Annotated in this window: 19 protein-coding genes; 6 read left to right on the top strand and 13 right to left on the bottom strand. The window is 36.7% G+C overall.

The genetic code is table 11. From position 1 onward, the window contains the following. Positions 1-12 precede the first annotated feature (12 nt). Both ACLKML_RS06940 and ACLKML_RS06935 read left to right on the top strand, forming a co-directional pair. Entirely contained in the window at positions 13-663 is a 651-nt protein-coding gene (locus ACLKML_RS06940; protein ID WP_413282984.1) for a CoA transferase subunit A, read from the top strand. Between the two features lie 2 nt (positions 664-665). Continuing rightward, the gene (locus tag ACLKML_RS06935) at positions 666-1,349 is read left to right on the top strand and encodes a 3-oxoacid CoA-transferase subunit B (protein ID WP_413282983.1); all 684 of its coding nucleotides are present in this window, start codon (positions 666-668) and stop codon (positions 1,347-1,349) included. A 167-nt stretch (positions 1,350-1,516) separates the two neighbouring features. Here ACLKML_RS06935 and ACLKML_RS06930 read toward each other — a convergent pair whose 3' ends face one another. From ACLKML_RS06930 to ACLKML_RS06905, 6 genes are all read right to left on the bottom strand, one after another. Continuing rightward, positions 1,517-2,701, bottom strand: coding sequence for an MFS transporter (locus ACLKML_RS06930; protein WP_413282982.1), 1,185 nt, complete (start codon positions 2,699-2,701; stop codon positions 1,517-1,519). A 96-nt stretch (positions 2,702-2,797) separates the two neighbouring features. Beyond that, entirely contained in the window at positions 2,798-3,625 is an 828-nt protein-coding gene (locus ACLKML_RS06925; protein ID WP_413282981.1) for a class II fructose-bisphosphate aldolase, read from the bottom strand. 26 nt (positions 3,626-3,651) lie between these two features. Beyond that, complete coding sequence (locus ACLKML_RS06920; protein ID WP_413282980.1) at positions 3,652-4,497, bottom strand: 5-deoxy-glucuronate isomerase; 846 nt, start codon at positions 4,495-4,497, stop codon at positions 3,652-3,654. A gap of 24 nt (positions 4,498-4,521) precedes the next feature. After that, positions 4,522-5,526 carry a 5-dehydro-2-deoxygluconokinase gene (gene iolC, locus ACLKML_RS06915; protein WP_413282979.1) on the bottom strand — a complete coding sequence of 335 codons (1,005 nt, stop codon included), beginning with the start codon at positions 5,524-5,526 and terminating at the stop codon, positions 4,522-4,524. An 84-nt stretch (positions 5,527-5,610) separates the two neighbouring features. Beyond that, the gene (gene iolE / locus ACLKML_RS06910) at positions 5,611-6,504 is read right to left on the bottom strand and encodes a myo-inosose-2 dehydratase (RefSeq protein ID WP_413282978.1); all 894 of its coding nucleotides are present in this window, start codon (positions 6,502-6,504) and stop codon (positions 5,611-5,613) included. Between the two features lie 437 nt (positions 6,505-6,941). Beyond that, positions 6,942-7,685 carry a sulfite exporter TauE/SafE family protein gene (locus ACLKML_RS06905; RefSeq protein WP_413282977.1) on the bottom strand — a complete coding sequence of 248 codons (744 nt, stop codon included), beginning with the start codon at positions 7,683-7,685 and terminating at the stop codon, positions 6,942-6,944. A 1,070-nt stretch (positions 7,686-8,755) separates the two neighbouring features. Here ACLKML_RS06905 and ACLKML_RS06900 point away from each other — a divergent pair. Further along, positions 8,756-10,144 (top strand): MFS transporter, encoded by a 1,389-nt coding sequence (locus ACLKML_RS06900; protein ID WP_413282976.1) that lies wholly within the window; start codon positions 8,756-8,758, stop codon positions 10,142-10,144. Positions 10,145-10,552: 408 nt separating this feature from the next. Further along, positions 10,553-11,389 (top strand): MurR/RpiR family transcriptional regulator, encoded by an 837-nt coding sequence (locus ACLKML_RS06895; protein ID WP_413282975.1) that lies wholly within the window; start codon positions 10,553-10,555, stop codon positions 11,387-11,389. Positions 11,390-11,524: 135 nt separating this feature from the next. On the opposite strand, the gene iolD is transcribed toward ACLKML_RS06895, so the two are convergent. Together iolD and iolG are read right to left on the bottom strand one after the other, a co-directional pair. Next, positions 11,525-13,465 (bottom strand): 3D-(3,5/4)-trihydroxycyclohexane-1,2-dione acylhydrolase (decyclizing), encoded by a 1,941-nt coding sequence (gene iolD, locus ACLKML_RS06890; protein WP_413282974.1) that lies wholly within the window; start codon positions 13,463-13,465, stop codon positions 11,525-11,527. A 217-nt stretch (positions 13,466-13,682) separates the two neighbouring features. Next, a complete protein-coding gene (gene iolG / locus ACLKML_RS06885) occupies positions 13,683-14,681 on the bottom strand; it encodes an inositol 2-dehydrogenase (protein WP_413282973.1) in 999 nt (332 codons plus the stop codon). Between the two features lie 543 nt (positions 14,682-15,224). On the opposite strand from iolG, the gene ACLKML_RS06880 reads away from it, so the two are divergent. Continuing rightward, positions 15,225-16,778, top strand: a complete 1,554-nt coding sequence (locus ACLKML_RS06880; RefSeq protein WP_413282972.1) for a methyl-accepting chemotaxis protein — start codon at positions 15,225-15,227, stop codon at positions 16,776-16,778. 147 nt (positions 16,779-16,925) lie between these two features. Here the strand turns inward: ACLKML_RS06880 and ACLKML_RS06875 are convergent, their stop codons facing one another. The 5 genes from ACLKML_RS06875 to ACLKML_RS06855 form a co-directional block, all read right to left on the bottom strand. Continuing rightward, on the bottom strand, positions 16,926-17,321 hold the full coding sequence (locus ACLKML_RS06875) for a GtrA family protein (protein ID WP_413282971.1): 396 nt from the start codon (positions 17,319-17,321) through the stop codon (positions 16,926-16,928). Next, on the bottom strand, positions 17,309-18,694 hold the full coding sequence (locus ACLKML_RS06870; RefSeq protein ID WP_413282970.1) for an ArnT family glycosyltransferase: 1,386 nt from the start codon (positions 18,692-18,694) through the stop codon (positions 17,309-17,311). The genes ACLKML_RS06875 and ACLKML_RS06870 overlap by 13 nt, the downstream gene beginning before the upstream one ends. Next, positions 18,694-19,710, bottom strand: coding sequence for a glycosyltransferase family 2 protein (locus ACLKML_RS06865; RefSeq protein WP_413282969.1), 1,017 nt, complete (start codon positions 19,708-19,710; stop codon positions 18,694-18,696). Before ACLKML_RS06865 ends, ACLKML_RS06870 begins: the two co-directional genes overlap by 1 nt. Before the next feature lie 107 nt (positions 19,711-19,817). After that, positions 19,818-21,230: an ATP-binding protein gene (locus ACLKML_RS06860; protein ID WP_413282968.1), complete on the bottom strand. Its 1,413-nt coding sequence runs from the start codon at positions 21,228-21,230 to the stop codon at positions 19,818-19,820. Beyond that, on the bottom strand, positions 21,227-21,904 hold the full coding sequence (locus tag ACLKML_RS06855) for a response regulator transcription factor (protein WP_413282967.1): 678 nt from the start codon (positions 21,902-21,904) through the stop codon (positions 21,227-21,229). Before ACLKML_RS06855 ends, ACLKML_RS06860 begins: the two co-directional genes overlap by 4 nt. A gap of 230 nt (positions 21,905-22,134) precedes the next feature. Here ACLKML_RS06855 and ACLKML_RS06850 point away from each other — a divergent pair, with 230 nt between their 5' ends. After that, a complete protein-coding gene (locus tag ACLKML_RS06850) occupies positions 22,135-22,728 on the top strand; it encodes an HD domain-containing protein (RefSeq protein ID WP_413282966.1) in 594 nt (197 codons plus the stop codon). Positions 22,729-22,777: the final 49 nt, after the last annotated feature.

Raw genomic sequence — 22,777 nt, 5'->3', positions numbered from 1 at the left:
AGGGGGAAGACCATGAAAAAAGCAGCAACGGCTCAACAACTGGAACACCTCCTACATGATGGCATGACCATTATGATCGGCGGTTTTATGGCAACAGGCGCGCCAGAAAAGCTGATCGATTTACTTATCTCGAAAGATATCAAAGACATCACACTTATTTCAACAGATACAGGATCTCCGGGCAAAGGAGCAAGTAGATTAATTGCAGAAAAACGAGTATCAAAATTATTTGCATCTCACATCGGAACTAACCCAGAAACCGGTCAGCAAATGAATGACGGGACACTTGAAGTTGAACTCGTTCCTCAAGGCACATTAGCCGAGCGTATTCGTTGCGCTGGTGCTGGATTAGGAGGTGTCTTAACCCCAACAGGACTTGGTACTATTGTCGCAGAAACAAAACAAATCGTAACGGTTAATGAAAAAGATTACCTGCTCGACACACCACTCAAAGCTGATCTCGCTTTTATTCGTGGGTCAATCGTCGATAAAAGAGGAAATGTTTTTTACAATAAAACAACTCAAAACTTCAACCCACTTATGGCAACTGCAGCTGAAACCGTGGTTGTAGAAGCGGAATCTATTGTGGAATTGGGCGAGATCCAACCGGAAGCAATCCATACTCCGAGCCTTTACGTCGACTATATTTTGGTGGAGGAATAACAATGACAGTTCAATTAGATAAGCATACAACCCGCCGCCGAATTGCTTGGCGTGTCGCTCAAGAAATGAATGATGGTGATATTGTCAATCTAGGTATAGGTTTACCTACTTTGGTTGCAAACGAAGTTAACAGTGATGTCGAGCTTCTTCTACAAGCTGAAAATGGTTTACTCGGAATTGATAAGCTCGCTGACAATGACAATGTTGATGCAGATTTGGTCAACGCCGGAGGCCAAAATATCACTGCAATTTCAGGTTCTTGTTATTTCAATAGCGCCGATTCTTTCGCTATTATTCGCGGTGGCCATGTTGACGCCACAGTACTTGGAGCATTGCAGGTTGATGCACATGGGAATCTAGCTAATTGGATCATCCCTGGGAAAATGGTTCCAGGTATGGGTGGTGCTATGGACCTTGTGGTTGGTGCCAAAAAAGTAATCGTTGCGATGGAACACACCGTTAAAGGCAAGCCAAAACTACTAAAAGAATGCACCTTGCCTCTGACTGCAGTTGGACAAGTAGACCTTATTGTCACTGAAATGGGAGTATTTAAAATCAATGAGCAAGGTATGGTTATAACCGAAATTGCACCCGAATATTCCATTGAAGAAATACAAAATGCGACCGAAGCACCACTCATAGTCGACTCAAACCTCAAAACTATGCAACTTCCTATTGAAAGTTAACAACCTGCGATTTTACTGTTTTGTTCAGTTAGTCGTTTATTAGTTTTATAGCACTGAGATAAAAAGGCGACTCGATTATATCGAGTCGCCTTTTTTCTAATCTTCCTTGACCGGAAAGTCTCTAATTATTATCCAGCGTTATTTCAGTACCACTATACTCGCCAATATTACTGAATAACCCGCTCTGATTTAGAAAATACCGTAGCATAAATAACAGCATAACCAATAATCACAATATACCCGATAAGCGGTACTATATAGCTGGTTGCAATATTAAACATATCGATAACAGCAGCTTGCATTAATGGCACAACCCCACCACCAATATTGCACATTATTAATATTGCAGAGCCTAAGCCGGTTAATTCACCTAGTTTTTTTATCGAACTAGAAAAAATAATAGGATGAAGAAACGAATTACATAAACCAATACAAATTAGGGCAATACCCCCATAAAAATTTTGTACATACATAGAAAATATTAATAAGCAAATAGCTGTCACACCACTCAACATCAAAGAAATTGACGGATTTACTTTGTCAGCAATGGCACTATACAGAAAACGACCGACCATAGCGCACGCCCAATATAATCCAATTAAAGTCGTTGCGTAATTCATTGACACATTGCCAATATCTGGATGATGCAGATAACTAATCGTTATCGTTCCTATCGCAACCTCTATACCAACATAAACAAATATAGCAATGGCACCAGCAATAAACTCATAATGGTAACGTATTGCTTTCATCTGAGTAATAAATGATAGCGTCTCTTTGTTTTTGAAGTTTGTGATAGACGCGCGATAGATACACATTATTAATATTAAAATAAATAATGCCAATATAAGATATATATTGGCAATGCCTAATATAGCGATAGTCGCGCCAATACCAATAGGGGCAACAACCGTACCTAATGAATTAATAGATGACGTAAAAGAGAAAATCTTCAGTGAAGATATATTAGGAGTTAACCTAATTATGTATGGGCAGGCCACCACTTGCATTGACGCGACACCAACCGCAATAAAAAAAACTGATAGTAGTACACCTACATATGAATGTACTTCAATCATCAAATAAAACAATACCAATCCAAAAGTGGTGATACTTAAAGAATAGAGTAACGTTTTTTTGTAACCTTTTGAGCTCATTATCATAGATGTAGGAATACAAGAAACGAAAGGAGCAATATAAAAAGCCACTTGTACTAACATCGACTGCTGGTAATTTAATGAAAATAATTCTTTAAAGTACGGTACTAACACAGAGTTTGCTGAAGTAATTATCCCCCAAGCCATGAATACCGATGACAGTAACGCAATAATTTTATATGAGTTTTTTTCCATGCTTCAGCCTATTAAAAAATATATAACGCATAAAAATAAAGAAATGACATCTCTGCCACTTCTTTAATTTAAAAACTAACGGTGCCATTTTAGATATTAAGAAAGCAACTCAATATTTCTTAATGCTTCAGCTCTAACATGAGGCATTGCTTTTTGCATAAAATATATGCGGTCAAATTTATTTACTTCTTCATTCATATAGCGTCTCAAGTTATTACCTAAAGCTTGTCTTAAACACGTACCGATATTGAACTTAGACACTCGAGTTGTTTTTAATTTAAGAATATCTTCATCTTTAATACCACTAGTACCATGGATCACTAAAGGTTTTGATACTAATAATTCCACTTGCTCTAATAAACTAAAATCAATAACACTCGTTGCTTCTGTTAAACGGTGGACATTACCTACAGACAAAGCCATACAATCTAATTCACTTTCTTCAGCGTACCTTTGTGCCTCTTTCGCATCAGTCAAAATAGATTTTATGTGATCGCGACCTTCTTGGTATGGTACTGAACCGATTTCACCTTCAACAGATACATTACAAGCATGGGCAACTTGTGCCACATTTCTTGTTCGTCTGATATTCTCTTCTAAAGGAAGCTGAGAACCATCATACATAACAGAACTAAATCCAGCTGATATTGCTCTATAAATAATATCTTCTTCATAAGTATGATCTAAGTGCAATACTATTTTTTGAGAACTCGCTTCTGCCAACCCTTTAAACAAACTTACGGCGTCTTTGGTACCATAAAAATCGATTACATCTTTATTACACGCAAGAATAACTGGTTTCTTCGATTCCTCTGCGGCCTCTACAATAGCGCGTCCATCTTCATATCCAAATACATTGAAACAAGGTATCGCATAATCACCGTCTGCTGCATCTGGTAAAATTTCGTTTAAATTAACTAACATGTATATGTATACTCCTCAAAATAACGCTATTTAAATTTACTAACCATGTCTTTGATGCCTGGTATTGTATGAACTTGGTATTCATGATGAGGGTCAAAGTATTGAATTAATGACTTGGATTTTTCACCAACAATAATAGTGAAGTAGTACATTTCATAGCCAGGTGCCGCGACGCTTGGGTGATACCCTTTGTCAATAGCAATAACGCTACCTGATTTAACATGATAAACAGGACCGCAATCGTCTTCATGCTCGTATAAAAACTGAGCACCAAAACCTTGCCCTGGATTGAATTGAAATTGATACACTTCTTGATAATTCGTTTCCATTGGCGGACGCTCACTATCATGTTTATGCGCAGGAAAACCAGACCATCCACCAGCACCAACAGTAAATAACTCGCTAACCAATAAACGTCCACGTTTGTCAGAGTTCGCCTGACCAAGAACGTGCTTTATTTTACGATGCGTTTTAGTATCATCAGAGCCGTATTGAATTTTATCGACATTTTCTTGTACAACAGCGAAAGGCTCAAGAACTTCATCATATTTACCGCCTGCTATCATCACGTCGGCTTTATCACTAACACAGGTGATAACAGCTTTCATACCAACTGGTACGTAAACAGCTTCAGGATCACCATCCCAAATACTTGCACGCTTACCAATATTGCCAAATGTTTCGCCGTTCACTTCGATAGAGCATGTTCCACCCGCAAGAACCACCACACTCTCGTATCCATCAATTTGATGAGTAAAACATTCACCTTGAGTTAACTTCACAGGATTGAAGTAACATAGTGGTGTTGTGTCATCATTTACATCAACAATTGCTTTATTCTTATTGTCAAAAGGAGCTATATGTTTACCCATTTTAAATCCCTACTTATCTAATTTTTAATCGTCACGATTCATTTGTGTGAATGTCGCCATAAAGTCTTCTAATTGATCTTTTGTTGGCATGGCTTCCGTACAAGTTGTGCCACTTACATTAATAGCAGCAGCAGCCGATCCATTAGATGCTCCTTGCTCTAATGTTCCGCCATTGATAAGAGTCCAAATCAAAGCACCTGCAAATGAATCACCAGAACCAAACGGTTTTTTCGCTTCAACTCGAAAAATACCTTGTGTAAAGCTTGTACCATCAGCACAATAAACTCGAGAACCAAACTCGCCCGCTTTAATAATCACAACTTTAGTATTTCCACCTAAGAAACGCTCAGCGGTTTGGTCATCATCTTTATTACCTGGAGCAAATACTGTCTCCATCATGTCAAACTCTTCGCGATTACCAATGACAATGTCTGATAAATCAGCAGCAATACCGTAGTAGATAGACGCATCGACATCGGTACGCCAAGAATATGGACGATAATCCACGTCAAGGACCACAAGCACATTATTATTTCGTGCATATTGCATCGCTAATAATGTCGCTTCACGACTTGGACTTTCAGAAAGGGCGGTCCCCGTTACAATGAGAATCTTGCTGCTTGCAATATAATCTTCGTTAATTTGTTCTGTTTTTAACGTAAGATCAGATGCTTTATTACGATAAATAAGAACGTCGCACTTAGAAGGTTTCATCTCTGTAAATGCAACGGATGTACGTGATCCAGAACTATCTACCATCATGCCATCAAGGTTAATCCCTTGGTCTGACATATAACCTTGTACATAACGGCCAAATGAATCATCCGCAACACAGCCAATGAAGCCAACATTTGCGCCTAATCGATTAATTGCTACAGCAATATTAGCGGCAGAACCACCAACGAACTTGTCGAAACCGGAAATATCGGCGATATCAGTATTGGCTTCTCGAGCGTAGAGATCTACACCTGAACGCCCAAGAACAATCGCATCAAACTTTCTATTTTCTTGTAAAATAATTTTTGTCATTATTAATCCTTAACTCTCTACTAATACTTATTCGAACAATAAACCACTTGTCCCTAGGACAAAGTGGCTATATCAACCTAGTATTTAGAGTTCGTATTTTTCTGCGTAAGCTTTAATGTTTTTGTGTGCAATCGTTGCGTATTCAAGAGGATTTGCTTTTGCTGGATCTTGTTCTGCCTCAACTAAAAGCCAACCTTTATAATCGCGTTCTTTTAAGGCTTGGAAAACATCGTCATAATTAACATCACCGGTACCTGGAACAGTAAACACTCCGTCCAAAACCGCATTCAAAAATGATTTTTCAGCCAAACGCGCTTTTTCCATTATTTCAAGGCGTAAATCTTTAAAATGCATATGACCAATACGGTGTCCCCAACGTTGGATCATCGTAACAGGGTTACCACCACCATAAGTGATGTGTCCAGTATCTAAGGTTAGGAAAACCGATGGCCCTGTCATTTCCATTAACAAATTGATGTCATTTTCAGTTTCAACGATTGTTCCTACATGATGGTGGTACGATAATTTGATACCATGCTCGTTCAATAAGTAATCAGCAACTTTGGTCAGTTTTTCTCCGTAAGATTTCCACTCATCCATAGTTAAGATGACGCGTTGAGAAAGCGATGTGTTAATGTCACCATGTACCGAATTACTTACCTCGCCATAAACCATCGCTTTGCAATTCGCTGCTTTTAACAAGGCAATGTGATCTTGCAATGCCGCGATTTCTTGTTCTGGCGTGTTTTTTATCAAATTACCACTGAACCAACCTGATGCTAAACTCAAGCCATAACTTTCCAACATTGGAATTAGTGTCTCAGGATCACGTGGATATTTTGTGCCAAGTTCTGTGCCAGTAAAACCTGCTTGTGACATTTCACTTAAACAAGTTTCTAGAGGGATATCGCCGCCTAATTCAGGCATGTCATCATTTGTCCAAGTTAATGGGCTGATACCAAATTCAACGTTACTCATTTTTATACTCCAATACGGCTAATCAAAAATTAATTCTGAAACTAATATACAATATAAATACTATTTAATAAAAAATATTTTTCATTAAATGTTCTATAGATCTCATTGTTGAAAATTGTATGCCACGATAGTTAAAAATATGATATACGATGCGATATGATAAATTAACACCAAAAAACAATAACTTATATTATAAAAATTATAATAGAGTAAACTCTAATGTGATGGGAGTAACATTCTAGGATGAAACCTAGAGCAACTGTTATTTTGAAACATTATTTTCAAAGACGTTTGTCGAAAAATATTTTTCACAAAACAATGGTTACATGACAGTCTCTACAAAGTAGAAAATTAACACTATCGAATCTATTTATCTGCATAACGAAATAATGCTAAGAAGGAAAGCCGCAAGCCACACACTCATATCTATAAACTGACTACACTACCCCCATAAAACCAGAAAAAAACAATTTACCACCAGACAACAGCAACAAAAAATAACAGATTCGGTAAACTTGTTCTTGTGTAGCAACTTGAAGGAGATAAATACCAAGCTTAACTCCAATTGGTGCAAGCGGGATCAGCACTAATGAAGTTGATAAATTTTGACTGTCGAACTGACCAAAGTATGCATACGGTATCAACTTAAGAAGGTTCAAAATACCGAAGAACACCGCCATCGTTCCTACCATCACTTTTTTATCGAGCTTCTTAGGTAATAGATAAATACTAATTGGCCCACCGCCGGCGTGTATCATCGTGCTGGATATACCGGACAAAAAACCCCAAAAATACCCACTATATGGATTAATTTGTTTACCATTACCTTTTAAGTAATATTGTGCGCAGAACAGCAACGACAATGCACCAATAAATAATTCTACTACCTCGCCAGAAACCACTCCCATAATAAAAGCAGCCACTATAATGCCTAGTACAGCGGACGGTAGCATTAATTTTACTTCTGAATAGTTACAGTTTTTAAGATGATACTTCACTGCAAAAACATCCATAACAACAAGTATTGGTAAAAGGATTGACGCAGCCTGAAAAGGAGACGCAGTTAACGACATAAGTGGCACCGCTATAACTCCAAGTGCTCCACCAAAACCACCTTTTCCTAAGCCATAAACTAAAACAGCAGGAACAGCAGTTAAATAAAACCAAATATCAGTAATCATGTAGTAGCCTTATAGCCATTTGATCTAGCTATATAGTAGAAAATTAAAGCTCGGGCCTGTTATCCGACATATCAAAAAGAGTCATATCAACCAAAACATTAATCCCATAGGTTCATATCTAATATGAGAATTCATTATAGATAGCTAAATTCTCATGCTTGAATGATAATATTTATCAACTCAAAGTAATTAAAATATTAATTATAAAAAGGATAAGTTAGCACTGGTAATTATTAAGTTATTGAGGCATTCATCATGCTAAATAATTTATCTTAACTACAATTAAATTCATTAAAACTTTAGTAAAAATCACATCTCGTGATACTAATATGAATAAAGCTCAGATAAAAAAATGGAAACTAAATTGATAAAAGACCACCATGAACGTCGAATATAGCTAAAAAAAATCAACCTAAAATCTGCCTTAATCAACTTGATAGTTTTAATATGATCAGTCTATTTTAATTCTGCATCATTACCAACAATCAACAAATCGCTTCAACTCTTAGCGCTCATTTTTTCCATAGGAAACGCCTTAAAATTATCAATAGTCAACCTCCACTCCATTCATGGTTGCTCAATATTACAGCGATAAAAACCTCATTCCCCTTTCGTGTTTTACAAGTATAAAAAATCGACCAGACACAAGTATACCTACAAATGAAAATTATTTTCTACATCAAAGTCGATGTTGTACACGCTAATACATTTACGTTTAAATATATTTTGTTGATATTAAAAATAAGATCCGAGTCATGGAAATATTTTTAATTATTAAAATACAATAACTTATCAAACATAAATAGATAAAATAACGTTAAAACCCAATGAAGCGTGATGAAGTTATCATTCTGGAAACAAAAAACAATACAGGTGTAGCTATCATAAAATGTACGTTTTAATATTCTCAGCAACAAAAATGAAAAATATTTTTTATTCATTATGTTTTCAATGTAATGAATTGCTTTTCGTAAAAATTTCAATCCAAGGTTCATATTACGATTTTTATCGTGTGAATAATCGAATGTTGTGTTGTAATTTTTTAATTTTAAACTCTAGAGGTGTTCTTTATGGATAATACCGTTAATAACTCAAGTAAATCGAATATTAAGACTTCGATTTCTGAGAAAATTTCTTACGGAATGGGAGATGTTGCATGTAATGTTGTTTTTGCATTAACATCAGGATTAGTTGTTTATTTTTATACAAATGTCATGGGTATTTCGGCAGCAATGGTTGGTACAATCATTATGTGTTCGAAATTATTTGACGGATTTACTGATTTTGCAATTGGGTTTATTGTCGATAAGGTACATTCTAAACATGGTAGAGCACGAGCTTGGGTATTATGGATGGCTATTCCATACGCAGTATCTGCTATATTATTGTTTTCGATTCCTGCAGAGTCCTCTACATTAGTTCAAGCAATATATATATTTATCACCTACAATCTTTGTACAACCGTTGTGTATACTGCTTTAAACTTGCCTTATGGTCTTATGGCCCCATTAATGACAACTAATGAAAAAGATATAGCGACTATAAATATTTTCAGAATGTCAATGTCTCCTATTGCCTTTATGATTGTATCCGCTTGTTCTTTCCCTCTAATTAATTGGCTTGGGGGTGGACAAGCAGCTTGGATTCAAGCAATTACTTTATATTCAATTATTGCAATAGCTTGTTTAGCGTGGTGCTTCTGGGGAACAAAAGAACGCGTAAATATGGTTGCAGCAACTGAAGCAGAAAAACTTCCTGTTAAAGAAAAGCTTAAACTACTATTCCAAAATAAATATTTCATTAATTTAACTCTAGCATCAATTGCACTCGGTTTTTATCAAAACTTTAGTGGAACAGGAGCAACTTACTACGCTCAATATATATTGGGCAATAACGAATACTTTGGTTCACTGACTATTTCTGAAACTATCCCTAAAATAATTGGTATAATCGCAATTACGCCATTAATTGTTAAATATAATGTAAGTAAAAGAGATTTGGTATTATTAGGCGCTATTCTTATCGTTTTAGCTCAATTAACTTTTTTAATTACAGATCCAGATCCTACTACGGCTTGTATTATTGCGGCTATTCGCGGTTTGGGTCAGGCTCCACTATTTGGCCTTATGTTTACTATGATGGCAGACGTTGTTAACTATGGACATTGGAAAACCGGTATACGCCTCCAGGCTGTGGTATTTTCGGCCTTCACAATAGGTCAAAAAGTAGGTGGTGGCTTCTCGTCTGCTGCTATTGGTTGGCTAATGGGTAGCTCTGGTTTTACAGGGTTAGAAAATGAAATCCCTAGTGCGATTAAAATGACAAATGACATGTATATCTGGGGTATCACTCTATCTTGGCTAGTAATTGCAATCTTTATGTGGAGATATAAATTAGATAAAACATACACTGGCATGATGAAAGAAATGGAAGCTAAAGGTATGACAGCTGAAATCTAATCACATAAAAATAATTAGGTATCTTAATTGAAAGTACGAGAATGAATACCGATTAGTGAGTAAATGTGTGCTGCTTAATTTAATACGAAAGTTAAGCAGCACAAAAATATGTACATAAGCACCTCTTGACCACCTTCTTTAAAACTACGCATTATAATATCCCCTACTGGCTCCAAAAACTTACTCTGATTTACCCACAATATTTCCAGGGCCTTAATGTGAAAAGTATTTTTTATACTAAAGTTTATTTTCAGCTCTTATATATTTACCTTTCTTTGTTTTAAAAGTGCTTTTGATCACTTTTTCTATTAAGTACAAACAGTTATCATTTATGGTACAATCGGAAGTAACAATGATAAATCTTTATCATATTAAAAATTAAGTAACATGTAGTAGGAAAATGCAATAATGACTAATAATACGCAACCACGAGATTTAGATTCTTTAAAAGAACTCATTGCTAAAAGATACGATGGTTTAAGTAGTAGATTGCAACAAACCGCTGACTTTGTTATCTCGGAACCAATGGTTATTGCTATAGAAAAAATGACCGTGATTGCAGAAAGAGCGAATGTTCCTTTATCAACATTAAGTCGATTCTCCAACACTATGGGATTTTCTGGCTTTAGTGAAATGCAACTACTGTTTAAAGATCATTTTTTCAATACACCTATCGAATATGAAAATAGGATAAAGAAAGCACATATATACAACGATCTATCCAGCAAAAGTTCATTAGATATATTCCAAAGTTTTGGTGACGCAAATTTAGAAGCAATGAAAAACCTTCAGCATTCTGTCTCCCCTGATAAATTAAATAGGGCACTACATATTTTAAACAACGCCGATACTATTTATATACACGGCACTCGACGCGCTTATCCTGTCGCTTTTTATTTTTGGTATGCACTTATGAAGTCAGACAAAAATGCCGTGCTATTGGATGATGCAGGAGGTATGTTAAAGCCATTAACGCGTGCGATGAGTAGTAATGATGCTTTATTTTCAGTGACTTTTACTCCATACGCCCCTGAAACAACAGAAATAATTGAGATAGCCAGAAATAAAAAAGTCTCCTCTGTAGTAATTAGCGACTCGCAAATTACCGACATAGGAAAAAATACCGATGTTTGTTTTGTCGTTGAAGAAGGCAACCTTATGGGCTTTCGCTCATTAAGTTCTTCGATTTATTTGGCACAAAGTTTAGCTGTAAGTTTAATGTGTCAAAATACGATTATTCAATAATAAAGAAAAAATACGTCATATATAAAAAAACCTATCAAAGATAGGTTTTTTTATTAGCCAACGAATTTAGAAATGTTCTTAGTTATCGAAAAACAATGGTTTCAAAATATATTTTGAAATTAATATACTTTGAAATTAATATTGTCTAGCAATGGTTTTTAACTTTTCTTTAATATCAGCTGCAGCAGCTTCGATTTCAGGCTTGTGTGCGACTTGGGCCGTACCAGTACGCCACCATGCTTCATAGCCATGGGTCATAGTTTTTGGCAGAATTTTCACGTCAATCAATGTTGATACAGTTTGTTTTTTAGCGTCGGCCAGTGCAGCGATTAGCTCTGCTTCTGTTCTAGCAGTATAGGTAACACAACCGTAACTTTCAGCGTTCTTAGCAAAATCAACAGGAACCGGTGAACCAGTTAATTTGCCAGTTTTAGGATCACGACGACGGTTTTCTGTACCGAAGCTTCCCATCCCTTGACTCATCTGTAGATTATTAATACATCCAAAACTCATGTTGTCTAGCAACACAATATTGATCTTAATACCTTCTTGAATTGCGGTATGAATCTCTGAATGTAGCATCATGTATGAACCATCACCTAAAAACGCATACACAGGTTGATCTGGTCTTGCTATTTTAGAACCAACCGCCGCTGCAACCTCATAGCCCATACATGAATAACCAAACTCCATATGATAAGTATCAACTTGCTTCGGACGCCAAACACGTTGTAAATCTGCAGGTAATGAACCCGCTGCACCGACAACAATAGCATCATCTTCAAGCTCTTGATTTAAAATACCTAATACACGAGTTTGTAATAGCTTAGATTTTAAAATTTCAGAGTATTCATCTAGCACCTTGTTTTCTACATGATTTGATATTTCAGGAATAAAACTATCATCGTCATAAGTAACGTTGTCGATACGTTCAAGTTCAGCAGCCCATTCACTTCTAGCACTACTAATTTCATCAGTATATTCTGATTGGTAGCCTATCTCATCAAGCGCATCCGATAATGCGTTTAACCCTTCACGTGCATCTGCAACGATACGAGTTCCATCAAGTTTGTAAGCGTCGTAAGATGCAACATTAATATTAATAAACTCAACATCTTTATGTTGGTATTGCGACTTTGACGCCGTAGTAAAGTCGGTCATTCTTGTACCAACGCCAATAATGACATCGGCTTCTTTTGCCAATAAATTCGCAGCAAGCGCACCTGTCGCACCGATTCCACCACAGTTTAAATGATGATCATAAACAACTGCTGATTTGCCGGCTTGAGTTTCACCAAATGGGATATTGAATTTTTCCGCAAATGCCGCAAATGCTTGGTGAGCTTCTGAATATCGTACGCCACCACCACAAACAAGCAGCGGTTTCTTTTTATTCTTGAGAACTTTTACTGCATCTTCAATCATCGCAGTGGTCGCTGGGCGACGCTCAATTCTGTGGACGCGTTTAGCAAAGAAACTTTCCGGATAGTCGTGAGCTTCACCTTGTACATCTTGTGGTAGAGAAATAGTTACCGCACCAGTATCTGCTGGATCAGTAAGAACTCGCATTGCATGGATCATCGCACTCATGAGCTGTTCTGGTCGTAAAATTCGGTCAAAAAACTTAGATACAGGTCTAAAACAATCATTAGTTGTTATCGAATAATCGTGAAACTGTTCAACCTGCTGAATTACAGGGTCAGGTTGACGAGTTGCAAAAACATCGCCAGGTAGTAATAACACTGGAATACGATTTGCTGTTGCCGTTGCTGCTGCAGTCACCATATTGGCAGCACCAGGTCCTACAGATGAAGTTACTGCATAAATTTTCTTACGTTTTTGTTGCTTAGCAAATCCAACTGCAATCTGAGCCATTCCTTGCTCATTACAGCCTTGGTGTACTATCAGGTCACCTGCATCTTGCTCAAGAGCTTGCCCTAGCCCGACCACATTTCCATGACCAAAAATAGTAAACACACCATGGACAAATTTTTCTTCTTTGCCATCCACTTCAATATATTGTTGGTTTAAAAATTTCACCAAAGCTTGTGAGGTCGTTAGATGGATTGTACTCATAATTCAATTAGCTCCGCTTTACAGTATAAATACCATTGGTTACACCATTGATATTGTATTTTTTTAATCTCAACACCCAATCAGTAAATGGGTGAAGAATGAAACAAGTTAAAACATTAAAGAATGTTATCTCTGACAATGAAGGCAGTAACGAGCTTAAATGAACGATAAAAAGGGTTGATTGCAAAAACCCTTTTACACATATTTTAAGCTATTATCAGTTTGCCAAATCCAGTAACACCGCTTTTTGGGAACGTGCCGATTCACCAGCAGCCTCCGCTAATTGCAGAGCAATCTGACCATCGATACCGCTACAACAAGGCTCTACTTTTCCTGCTAGAATCTCAGCAAAATGATCCCATTCTGCAATATAGGCGTTGTTGTAACGTTCTAAGAAAAAGAACTCAGGATTTGTCCCTGTACAACCGTGTTCACCCCAATGTTGAACCAAATTTTCTGTTTGATTATCAACTTTAAGTAAACCTTTTTCACCATGCAGTTCTAAACGTTGATCGTAACCATAACCTGAGCGACGACTATTAATGATAGTTGCACTTGCACCTGAAGGAAATCCGAGTACGATCGTTGCTGTATCCACATCACCTGCATCTCCGATCGCAGGATCAACAACGCAAGATGCATGTACTGTGATTGAAGTGGGTTCTTCACCAATCATAAATCTTGCCATATCCAGATCATGAACACTCATATCTCTAAACATACCACCTGACACCTTGCAGTATTCTGCTGGTGGCGGTAAAGGATCTCGAGAGATAATGACAAGAGATTCAGCTTTACCAATTTTTCCTTCAGTAAATTTATCTTTTACATAACGAAAGTTCGGATCGAAACGGCGATTAAAACCAACTAAAAATGGAACTTTATAGTCATTGACAACAGCAAGACATTCTTGAATTCTCGTCAAAGACAAATCTATCGGCTTTTCACAAAAGATAGCTTTGCCTTTCCTAGCCGCTTGCTCGATAAGATCAGCGTGTGTGTCAGTAGCAGAAGCAATACATACTGCATGAACATTTTCATCATCCATAGCTTCTTCTACAGACTGAATGGTAGCCTGATACTTATTAGCAATACTTTCTGCTCCTGTTAAATATGGGTCAATCACAGAATACAAATTTATTTCAGGGTGATTATTAATAATTGCCGCATGAACTTTACCGATGCGACCGGTACCAAATAGTGCAACATTAAACATAACAGCTCCTTAATCAAATAATAAACGATGATAAATGAGGCAAGTTGAAAATTATTTTTCAATCAGTATCAACCTAAAACTCAAGTAAAATCGACATCTAAGGCTAATATACCAATAAGATTTTAATTTTTTGGTTATTTTATTAAAAAATGAGACATAAAGCAGAAAATATTTTTCATTAATTTTCATGGGAATTATTTATCCATCATACGAATGAAATAATTAAAATATTATTGTATCCATCGAAATAAGCGCGTTGCTTTTCAATTCACGAGTTTCAATTTTTCTGGAAACAAAGGAGAAACTTAGACAGGATAGAATGCTGATAAAGAACTCATCTAATATGCATCAAATTGAGTTTCTCACCCCCATTAACCTTCCGAAATGAATCATTGCCAGTACAATCACTGGTCTATCCAGGTAAAATTTAAATGTACACTTGGTATTGATGGTCTATAGTCATGTTCATAAAACTCACGAAGAATGAGTAGTTGGCGTAACAATTAGGCTTTTAACTATATTTAGTCTCATTGGATAAGCTATATGAAAATTAAACACAAACTTATTGGCCTCACTACCTTTTCCTTCCTTGCGCTTATTGTTGTTGTAACCATTACAGAAATTAGTAACCTAAAATTAATTAAGCTAGAAAAAACTCTTATTGAAGTTAAAAGTTTAGAGATATCTTTACTCGATCTTAACCGACTTGAACTTGAGTTTTTGAATGAGCACAACACGTCGATATTAGATGAATTTTCGCAGGAATATGAGCACTTCCAAGATATGTTCTCTCATCTAAATAATCGTTTAGATGAACTGGATATAATTGTTAAAGAGTTACCTAAACTCAGCCGTGAAATCATTCAGTATGATAAAGACTTCCACAAGTTAGTACGTACTTTCGGTGACGACAACACTCAAGATCATGCTATCCAGGCAGAAATGAAGCTTTTATTCGAAGATATTTTCTCTATTTTCCATAAAGTTGAAGCTCAAATGGACAACGAAATGGAAAGAACACAAAACGATATTGAAACCTTCATTTTTATCTCTCTTATCGTTGTCGGTGCTGTCCTTACAAGCCTTTCTTATTTTATCATTAGAAATATACAGTCTAGTATTTTGCAACTCAGCCAAGTTATGTCAGTTGTGTCACAAAACCATGACTTAACGATTCGAGCCAATGTTGAATCCAATGATGAAATTGCAGACATTGGAAAGCAGCTCAATGCTGTTTTCATAAGCCTGCAGAAATTAATTATCCAAGTTCAAGGTAGCATTCATCAGCTTGGTTCGGTATCAACTCAACTGCAAAATTGTAGCCGCGATACACAACAATCTTTAAATCAACAACTGTTAGAAACAGACAGCGTAGCAACCGCAGTAACGGAAATGGGAGAAACAATCAAAGAAGTTGCTGCAACAACAGAAAATGCCGCTACAAACACACAAAAAAGTTACGAGATTGCTCAGTTAGGATTATCAGAAATCGAAAATACACGAAATGTAATTTCAGGCTTATCTACTGATCTACATACTGCGAGTAATGAAGTCGATCAACTCTCAACCTTATCCGAACAAATTAGTTCAGTATTAGAAGTGATCGTAGGCATCGCCGAACAAACAAACTTATTGGCACTCAACGCTGCGATAGAGGCAGCACGTGCTGGTGAACAAGGTAGAGGTTTTGCTGTCGTAGCAGATGAAGTTAGAACCCTTGCTAGCCGCACTCAAAACTCAACAGAAGAAATATCAACCATTATTGATTCAGTTCAGGAGCAAACCAAAACTGTGGTTTCAACAATGAAACGTTGTAGCGGAAATGGCGAAAAAAGTGTCGAATCTTCAAATTCTGCCTACCAAAAAATTCAAGAAATAATGAATGAGATGCAACACATTTTAGATAATAGCACTCAAATTTCTTCTGCGGTGGAAGAGCAAAGTCAAGTATCCGGAGAAATTTCCAGAAACGTCAATAACATAAGAGATTTAACATCAATTAATGTGCAATCAGTAACAAACAACACCCAATCAGCTTCGATTGTAGCGGTACAATCAGACGAACTTGCTAGTGCGATTGATAAATTTAAAGCATAGAAAAACACCGGCTGATTGGTAAATAAATTGCTGCTCGGTATTAAGAACTCGATAGTGTCTATGAAGAACAAAATTTCCGCTCCCTATTCGATAATATGACATTGAGATTACTAGGGAGCAAACCGTTTAGTGGATTAATACATAACATTAGGTAAACACAAATTTATCACTCAAAATAAAATTGCTTACAGTGCCTGCAATAATACCTGCACAAAAAGGAATGTAGGTCAGCAGTCCAAACGGGAAAAATGGGACTAAGGCAGCAAATACGGCTAGATTAGGTATAAGAGAAATCAGCGCACCAACAAACGCTCGTATAATTTGTTGTTTTGCTTTAGTTTTCTGACGTGCTTTGAAAGTAAATGTGCGGTTACCATACCAAGTAATCAGCACCGCAACGCTAAACGCGACAATACGAGCAATATATATCCCAACCTCTGCCAGCGTAAACAATAACCAAAACACCAAGCTATCAACTAAAAAGGCGCTTCCACCGACGAGTAAAAAACTAAATTGTTGGTGGCATCTTATTAATCTAAACATAGATAAAGAGACCTTTTGCTTGTTTTTTTCTGTAATGCGCATCCTTCCATTTCAATAACAGAGGCTTTCAATTGATGATTAGTCACAACCATAAAGTAAGGATACAGGTCAGAGTGAGTATCGTTGTTCCACAACTGAGCTTGCCCTTTTGTATAGAATCGCCCAGAAAAAGAACGTTTATTTAAATAGTAAACCGGAATAGCATTATCGATGTTCAATAATAAAGACTTGTCACTTTTAGCTTCTAATGAAGCTGAACCAAAAATAATAAGTAAACATACTGCAAGTGGTGCAATGCTGCTGAGCACATATTCAACACGGCCATAGTTTTTCTGTACAGAGGCAATATACAAGGCTAAAGCAGGTACGCCAGGCAATACATACATGGGTAATATGTTGCCTGCAAAAGAGAATAAAGCCATCGGTGACACAAGCCAAAAAAGCAAAAAGGAATGCCAACGTTTGTCCGATTTATTTTTAAACGCTGCACGTCGCTTAGACGGTCTTACTAACATGTAGATAATCAATAGAGACCATGGAAACGCCGTATAGAGCCAAAATAGCCATATGGTACCTCGGACTTCATCATGAGCGCTTCCGTATAAATCGCCAGTCCAACCACTAACGGTAAAACGTGACCAATGTTCTCCAATCAAAAAATAATCTAAAAATCCAGGCGTCGTCTGCTCGGCCAATAGATACCATGGAACAGCGATAAGTGCAGATACAACGAAACCAGAAATAAGTGGGATACGTTTCCATAGTTTTGCTATACCACTGAACAGCCCTTCGTTAACAATTATCCATGGCAATACAGTGAGACCAACCAATACTATGATTATAGGACCTTTAATCAGTAACCCTAAACCAATACCAACAAACCCTAAATAGGCAAAATAACGATTTTCATTTTCCCAAGCTTGATAAAATCCTAGCATAGATATTGTCATGGATAATGTCAGCAGTGAATCAGTCATAATTGCACCGCTTGCGATATAGAAACCTACGGTGGTAACGAGCGTCAGCATGGTTAATAGGATCGAAACCCTTTTGACTTTGGCAAAGTAGCCAACGAAAGCTAACGTCAATACACCACTTAAAAGATGCGGAAGCCTCAAAGAAAATTCGCTGATCCCTAATGCTTTTCCAGATATAGCACTCACCCAAGTTTGCATTGGTGGCTTGCCCCAAAAAGGAACATTGTAATCGAACTGGGGAGTTATCCAATTATTGGTTTCAACCATAATTCGAGCCATTTCGCCGTATCTCGCTTCAGTTGTATCCATTAATGGATACAACTGAAGCGAAAGAACTCGAATTAAAACCACAACAATAATCGCAAAAAATAGCTGATAAGATAACCGGTTAATCATTAGTTTTCTTTCCTATTGGCGATTATTGAAACTACTTTTTCACTATCTAAAGCCGACTTTTGTAATTGAGAAGCGACGATAAATCGAGGTCGATTTTTAACCTCGTTATATATTCTACCTATATAAGAACCTATTAAACCAATTGACAGTAACTGGAACCCACCTAACGCTAGTATAGCAACCATGATCGTTGGAAAACCTGACACCATCTCTCCAAACACTAATGTTTTCAATATGATGCCAATTCCATAAACGAAAGCAAAAATGGCAATAGCACTACCAAGATAAGTCGCGATTTGTAGTGGCTTAGTGCTAAACGAAGTGATTCCATCCATGGCTAAACCAATGAGTTTTTTTAGTGGCCATTTTGAGTCACCAGAAAAACGCTCATCTCTTTCAAAAGGTAGTAAAACATGGTTAAAACCTGGCCAAGCAAGTAGCCCTTTCATGTAAATATTTTTCTCACGCAATTGTATCAATTCAATCACAACCTTTCGGTCTAACAAACGAAAGTCACCAACATTTTCAGGGATATCACAATCTGCTAATTGATTGAGAATCTTATAAAATAACAACGCTGATGTTTTTTTAAACCACGATTCACCATGTCTTTCACTACGTTGCATAGCAACAACATCAGCCCCTTCTTGCCATGCTGAAATCATCTTAGGGATTAGCTCAGGAGGGTCTTGTAGGTCGGCATCTATAATTATCGTTGCATCGCCAGTAACTCTTTCTAGACCAGCACACATTGCTGCTTCCTTACCAAAATTACGACTAAGGTTAATCAATACTATGCTGTATTCTAAATTTTTAAGGTTACCTATTTGCTCCGCGGTACTATCTTTACTTCCATCGTTTACATAAATGACCTCTGTTTTAATACCTAACGTTTTAATGACTTGGTTAAGTCTTGAATGAAATTGATGTATTACTTTTTCTTCGTTGTACAGAGGGACAACGACCGACATAATCGGTGAGTTTTGATTAAAAAACATTCGGTTTTTCGATGGCATAATGATTTCCTCTAAAAGATAAGAAGAACAATCGCATCAAAGACTTAAGGTTTACTTAAAGTAAACTTAATGTTCAGTCATTACTGTTTATTTATTATTTAAAACCGTCAATTAAACGTGACTTTAAACGTAATAATATGACCAATAGCTGACACGGTAATATCGGCATCAATGGCTTTGCAAAGTGACGCAACAATAGTGAGGCCAAGACCGAAATGTTCAGTAGAAGTTCGCGAAGAATCTTTTTGCCACATAGGCTCAAACATTCTTTCTAAATCTTCAGGTAACAAAACGTCGACAAGTTGATTGGAAATAGATATAACAGCGCCCCCGTCAATCTCATTAAACGAGACATTCACGGCGGAACCTTTGGGGCTGTGCTCTAACGCGTTATTGATTAAATTGGTTAAAACCATTTCGATAGCAAATAAATTATTTTCAACAGGATCTAACTCACAATAGATAGCGGTTTGTATGTTCTCGTTTGCGTATCTATCGCAAATAGCTGTCGTCACTTGTCCATAATCAAAAATATCGTTTTTGGGTAAACCTGTATCGTTTACTTTATTGAGGAGTAAAATATTGGAGATAATATTTTTGAGACGGTATGAAATCGACAATACTTCATGTTGGTAATTTAAACGATCAAAATTATCTTTAGGAAACTTCATTGTTACTTCGGTCAAACTGATCAATTCAGTAATCGGTGTTTTTAGCTCATGAGCGATATCTGAAGTTAATCTTTTTTCTTTTTGGTACAACGCTTTATTCTTGTCAATAAAACTATTGATACTATCCATGACAGGCAGTAGTTCAGTAGACAAATCATGATGAGATAGTTTTAAATTTGTATCGCTGATACTGATTTTTTTCAGTTCACTATTGAGCTTATTTAGAGGATTTAAACCTTTATCAACCTTACGTTTGACCACGTGAACCACAATAAATACAACAAATATGGTCGCGAATACAAATAATGCATCGAGAAAAAGTAGAATATTCTCTGTTTTTTGAATAGAAGCCGCATACGCAAGTGTCATCGTCTTTTGCTCGATACCTTTTTGCTCTAGATTAGAATAAAATTCTTTACGGTAAGAAGTATCAACTTGTGGTTTAAAAGAGTAGTAGATAATTCGACCGTCGCGACCATCAGGTAAAACAATGTCAAAGATATTTTTTTTGTTGCCGTTCACGTCTTTAAATGGCAGGTCTTTTTGTTGAAAATAAGACAACGAATGAGAACGCTCAAAAACACGGTCTTCAATCCAAACCTGAAAATATTCAGGATTCTCGCTCCTTTCAAATTCAGGCATAAACTCTCCTGAGAACTCAAATTCCAAACCGTGTTTGTATTCTTCGACTAAAGTAACAAGAAGAGAGGCTTTATTTAATAATACTGTCTCAAATTCATTATCGACCCATCTATCAATCACAACATCAATGGTTAACATAACCAAAGCAAGAATTAGAGATAAAGATACAGAAAGACTACGGACTAGATTGGTTCTTATCGAATTCATGATTCTAAAGCGACCATATAGCCAAAACCACGTTTATTTATGATAGGTAGCGTTCCTCCCGCGGCCCTTGCTTTTTTTCTAGCGGAAGACAAATGCGCTTCTATTGCATTTTTCGATATCGTGTCATATTGACCAGCAATATGTTCACTTAATTTTTCAGGAGACATCACCACATGTTTTTGTTTAAAAATACATTCAATCAATTTGTATTCATTAGGAGTTAAGTTGATCTGTTTCTCTTGATAAGACAGCGTGACCAAATAAGTATTTAAAACAAAATCATTAATTTTAATAACGTTATCACTGGTTAATAATCCTCCACGCCTAGATAATGCTAACAGGCGAGCATGCAGTTCATCAAAAGAAAATGGCTTTGCTAAATAGTCGTCAGCACCAGTCATAAGCCCTTGAACACGATCCTCAGCTTCTCCTTTTGCTGAAAGAATAAGCACTTTAATAGCACTCTTACTGCGTCGGATTGTTTTTAGGACAGTAAGCCCATCAACATTAGGTAACATCAAATCTAAGATCATAAGGTCATACTCTTCCATTAACGCCATTGTTAACCCTTCTGCGCCATCTCCAGTCTCATCCACCGTAAAACCTAGATTTTCTAAGCCAATTTTCAAGCTATTTCTGAGTGAAAGAGAGTCTTCAACCAACAGTAACTTCATCCGATACCGATTCCTAAAATCCTATTGATATTATATTGCACCATAAGTCTTAAGTTTTGCTTAAGACTTATGGTGTTTGTTTATATTTCACAATGAGTCCAAAATTGAATTCACAATGAAGAATATTTTATGCATCATGCATACCGTCAATATTGTAGCGCACTGCTATATAGGTTAGATATTCAGAATAGTTTAGATATTCAAAATCACCTTTCATCTATGGAGTATTTATGAAAGAACTAACAAAACAATTAGATTTCATCCTAGAAATGGATAAATTGAAAGCGGTCTATCGCCGCGCCTTGATCAAAGACGATAAAAACAGGTTTGAAAATAGCGCTGAACATAGTTGGCATATCTCACTTATGGCTCATGTTTTGGCTCCATACGCTGAAGGTCCTATTGATATATCGCGTGTTACCTTGATGCTATTGCTACATGATATTGTCGAAATTGATGCAGGTGATACGTTTGCTTTCGACACAAAAGCCATTCTTGATCAACAATCAGATAAAGAAGTTGCAGCAGCAAAGCGTATTTTTGGATTATTACCTGAAGGTCAGAGTAAACAATTCATAAACTTATGGCACGAATTCGAGCAAGCAAAAACACCTGATGCGTGCTTTGCTAAAGCAATGGATAGAATTTTGCCATTAATTCAAAATGTACAAAATGAAGGTGGCAGTTGGTCACAACATCATGTTCTTAAACAGCAAGTCATCAACCGTAATAAACATCTTGAAAAGTCCGCACCTAAACTTTGGTCATTCGTATTGGAACAGATTGAGTTTGCAACTGAAAAAGGCTGGTTAAAAACTGAATAGTCCTTGCCCTAAATATTAACAATCGGAAGCCTCACATCTGCTTTTTGTA

The sequence above is a fragment of the Vibrio sp. MA40-2 genome (assembly GCF_047302445.1).
GTDB lineage: Bacteria > Pseudomonadota > Gammaproteobacteria > Enterobacterales > Vibrionaceae > Vibrio.
Note: the sequence above shows the minus strand (reverse complement) of the source record. Positions and strands in the feature narration are given on the sequence as shown.